The sequence below is a fragment of the Streptomyces lycii genome (assembly GCF_009735685.1).
In the GTDB taxonomy this organism is placed as follows: Bacteria; Actinomycetota; Actinomycetes; order Streptomycetales; family Streptomycetaceae; genus Streptomyces; species Streptomyces lycii.
Window position 1 is genome coordinate 1 of sequence record NZ_WHPN01000058.1, and the last position, 4,256, is coordinate 4,256.

General features: G+C 72.8%; 3 protein-coding genes. 2 read left to right on the forward strand and 1 reads right to left on the reverse strand.

The window, feature by feature from the left end; translation table 11 throughout:
- Window positions 1-1,194 (reverse strand): nucleotide sugar dehydrogenase (locus tag GCU69_RS03020; protein ID WP_156205057.1); only part of this gene is annotated, 1,194 nt, incomplete at its 3' end.
- Window positions 1,195-1,390: 196 nt separating this feature from the next.
- On the opposite strand from GCU69_RS03020, the gene GCU69_RS03025 reads away from it, so the two are divergent.
- Together GCU69_RS03025 and GCU69_RS03030 are read left to right on the forward strand one after the other, a co-directional pair.
- Complete coding sequence (locus GCU69_RS03025) at window positions 1,391-3,124, forward strand: glycerol-3-phosphate dehydrogenase/oxidase (RefSeq protein WP_098753580.1); 1,734 nt, start codon at window positions 1,391-1,393, stop codon at window positions 3,122-3,124.
- A gap of 218 nt (window positions 3,125-3,342) precedes the next feature.
- The coding region (locus GCU69_RS03030) for a serine/threonine-protein kinase (RefSeq protein WP_156205058.1) at window positions 3,343-4,256 on the forward strand (914 nt) is incomplete at its 3' end.

Here is a 4,256-nt window from a genome sequence, read left to right on the forward strand (position 1 = left end):
CAGCCCCTGCAGGTCGTAGGTGCGGTGGTGCTGGAGGAGCACCGTGAGGTCGGAGGCGGCCGCGGCCTCGTAGAGCGAGTCGGCGCGCGGCACCGGCCGGTCCAGCACGTGCCACTGCGGCACGTACGGGTCGTGGAAGCTGAGCTGGGCGCCCATCTCCAGCAGCCGGGCGGCGATCTCGCGCGCCGGGGCCCCGGCCTGGTCGCCGATGTCCGGCTTGTAGGTGACGCCGAGGAGCAGCACGCGGGCGCCGCGCGCCGACTTCCCGTGCTCGTTGAGGAGGGTGGCGCAGCGCTTGATGACGTAGCGCGGCATCCGGTCGTTGACCTCCTTGGCCAGTTCGACCATGCGCAGCGGGTAGCCGATGCTGCGGCCCTTGTACGCCAGGTAGTTGGGGTCGATGGGCACGCCGTGGCCGCCGACGCCGGGGCCGGGGCGGAAGGGCTGGAAGCCGAACGGTTTGGTCTCGGCGCAGCGGATGACGTCCCACAGGTCGACGCCGGTGTCGTGGCAGAACACGGCCATCTCGTTGACCAGCGCGATGTTGACGTGCCGGTAGTTGGTCTCCAGGAGCTTGACGGTCTCGGCCTCACGCGGTCCGCGGGCGCGGACGACGCGGTCGGTGACGCGGCCGTAGAAGGCGGCGGCGGCCTCGGTGCAGGCGGGGGTGAGGCCGCCGATGACCTTGGGGGTGTTGGCGCAGTTGAAGGTGCGGCTGCCGGGGTCGAGCCTGCTCGGCGCGTAGGCGAGGTGGAAGTCGCGGCCGGCCCGCAGCCCGGACCCCTCCTCCAGGATGGGGCGCAGGAACTCCTCGGTGGTGCCCGGATAGGCGGGGGACTCCAGCAGCACGGTGGTGCGGGGCCGCATCCTCCCGGCGAGGATCCGGGCGGCCTCGCCGACCTGCCGCAGGTCGAGCGCGGAGTCCTCGCCGAGCGGGGCGGGCACGCAGATGACGGCGGTACGGGCCCGGCCCAGTTCGGCGGGGTCGCTGCTGGCCCGGAAACCGGCGGCGAGCATCCGGCGGAGTCCGGCGGCGGTCAGGGAGCCGTCCTGGGGCGGGCGTCCGGCGCGCAGCGCGTCGACGGCGCGTTCGTCGGGGTCGTAGCCGACGGTGGCGATGCCCGCGGTGGCGGCGGCCTGGGCGAGAGGGAGGCCGAGGGGGCCGAGACCGATGACGGCGAGGTCTGCGGGCATGGCTGTGGCCGTCCTTCCCGAGACGTTCCTCTATGGGGCTATGTAAGGCTAAGCAGATATATGACTGATATTGAGTATTGGCCGGAGGTGGCGGCATGGGTGTTGCCGCCCCGGGCACTGGGGGGTTGCGGGCCCGCCAGGCGGTGAGAATCGCAGGGTGGGGAATGGTGCGAGCCGAACCACTACGGAGGCAGCGGTGAGGACAGCGACACTGGGACCGGCCGAACGGGGCGAGGCGCTCGCCCGGATGGCGGAGGGCGAGCTGGACATTCTGGTCGTGGGCGCGGGGGTGGTCGGAGCGGGCACCGCCCTGGATGCCGTCACCCGAGGCCTGGCCACCGGGCTGGTGGAGGCGCGCGACTGGGCCTCGGGGACCTCCAGCCGGTCCAGCAAGCTGATCCACGGCGGGCTGCGCTATCTGGAGATGCTCGACTTCGCGCTCGTACGGGAGGCCCTGAAGGAGCGCGGGCTGCTGCTGGAGCGGCTCGCGCCGCACCTGGTGAAGCCGGTGCCGTTCCTGTACCCGCTCCGGCACAAGGGCTGGGAGCGCTGGTACGCGGGCTCGGGCGTCGCGCTCTACGACGCGATGTCGCTCTCCTCCGGCCACGGCCGGGGCCTGCCGATGCACCGTCATCTCAGCCGCAGGCACGCCCTGCGCGTCGCGCCCTGCCTGAAGAAGGACGCCCTGGTCGGCGCGCTCCAGTACTACGACGCCCAGATGGACGACGCCCGCTATGTGGCCACCCTCGTCCGCACCGCCGCCGCCTACGGCGCGGACGTCGCCAACCGAGCCCGCGTCACCGGCTTCCTCCGGGAGGGCGAGCGCGTCGTCGGCGCCCGGGTCCGGGACGTCGAGGCGGGCGGCGAGTACGAGATCCGCGCCCGCCAGGTGGTCAACGCGACCGGCGTGTGGACGGACGACACCCAGTCGCTGATCGCCGAGCGCGGCCAGTTCCACGTCCGTGCCTCCAAGGGCATCCACCTGGTGGTCCCCAAGGACCGGATCCACTCCACCACCGGGCTGATCCTGCGTACCGAGAAGAGCGTGCTGTTCGTCATCCCCTGGGGCCGGCACTGGATCGTCGGCACCACCGACACCGACTGGGACCTCGACAAGTCCCACCCGGCGGCCTCCAGCGCCGACATCGACTACCTGCTCGAACACGTCAACTCGGTGCTCGCCGTGCCGCTCACCCGGGACGACGTGCAGGGCGTGTACGCCGGGCTGCGCCCGCTGCTCGCCGGCGAGTCCGACGCGACCAGCAAGCTCTCCCGCGAGCACACCGTGGCGCACCCGGTGCCGGGCCTCGTCGTCGTCGCGGGCGGCAAGTACACGACGTACCGGGTGATGGCCAAGGACGCCGTCGACGAGGCGGTGCACGGGCTGGTCGGGGGCACCCCCAGCGACAGCTGGGGAAGGGTCGCGGACTGCGTCACCGAGGACATCCGGCTGGTCGGCGCCGAGGGCTACCGCGCCCTGTGGAACGCCCGCGCCCGGCTCGCCCGCAGCACCGGACTGCACGTCGTCCGGGTGGAACACCTGCTCAACCGGTACGGCTCGCTGGCCGAGGAGGTCTTCCGGCTGATCGCCGAGGACCCCTCCCTCGGTGAGACGCTCACCGGCGCGGACGACTATCTGCGCGCCGAGGTCGTCTACGCCGCCTCCCACGAGGGCGCCCGCCATCTGGACGACGTCCTCACCCGCCGCACCCGCATCTCCATCGAGACCTTCGACCGGGGCACCCGCTGCGCCCGCGAGTGCGCCGAGCTGATGGGGCCCGTCCTCGGCTGGGACAAGGACCAGATCGAGAAGGAGGTCCAGCACTACGAGAAGCGGGTCGAGGCGGAGCGCGAATCGCAGCGCCAGCCCGACGATCTCACCGCCGACGCGGCCCGTCTCGGCGCCCCGGACATCGTGCCGCTGCCCTGACCGGGCACGGCGTGCCGCCCCGCCGCCTTCCGGTGTCCGGACCGCCTCCGGCCGGGCACCGCGGGCGGACCCCGGGAATTCGCACCCCCGCGCATGAGGGAGAATGAAGGCTCTGCCGGGGCGGATCGCCGGAGTTGGAGCAGCAGCGTTGCGGGCCACTGTCGGAGCCGCTGCCAACTCGGCGCCATCGATGATTGATTGCAGCGCTGAGGGGATGCATGTCGGAGGCGGAGCAGACGCAGGGCACCACCAAGGGCACCGAGGGCCGGGTGCTGGCCGGGCGTTACCGGCTGCGGAGCGTGCTGGGGCGCGGGGGCATGGGCACGGTGTGGCGCGCGGTCGACGAGACCCTGGGCCGGACCGTCGCGGTCAAGGAGCTGCGCTTCCCCTCGTCCGTCGACGAGGACGAGAAAAGACGGCTCATCACCCGGACCCTGCGCGAGGCCAAGGCCATCGCCCGGATCCGCAGCAACGGCGCGGTCACCGTCTACGACGTCGTGGACGAGGACGACCGGCCGTGGATCGTGATGGAGCTGATCGAGGGCAGCTCGCTCGCCGAGGTCATCCGCGAGAAGGGCCGGCTCACCCCGCGCCGCACCGCCGAGGTCGGGCTCGCCGTCCTCGACGTGCTGCGCGCCGCCCACCGGCAGGGCATCCTGCACCGCGACGTGAAGCCGTCGAACGTCCTCATCGCGGACGACGACGGCCGGGTCGTGCTCACCGACTTCGGCATCGCCCAGGTCGAGGGCGACCCCTCGGTCACCTCCACCGGCATGCTCGTCGGCGCCCCCTCCTACATCTCCCCGGAGCGCGCCCGCGGCCAGAAGCCCGGCCCGCCCGCCGACCTGTGGTCGCTGGGCGGCCTGCTGTACGCCTGCGTGGAGGGCGTCCCGCCGTACGACAAGGGCTCGGCGCTCACCACGCTCACGGCCGTGATGACCGAACCCGTCGAGCCGCCGAAGCACGCCGGCCCGCTCACCGAGGTCATCTACGGCCTGCTCGCCAAGGACCCGGCCCAGCGGCTCGACGACGCCGGGGCCCGGACCCTGCTGAACGGGGTGCTCGACGCGCCGGAGCCCGAGGAGGAGCCCGCGGCCGACGCCACCCGGATGATGACGCTGCCGCCGAAGCC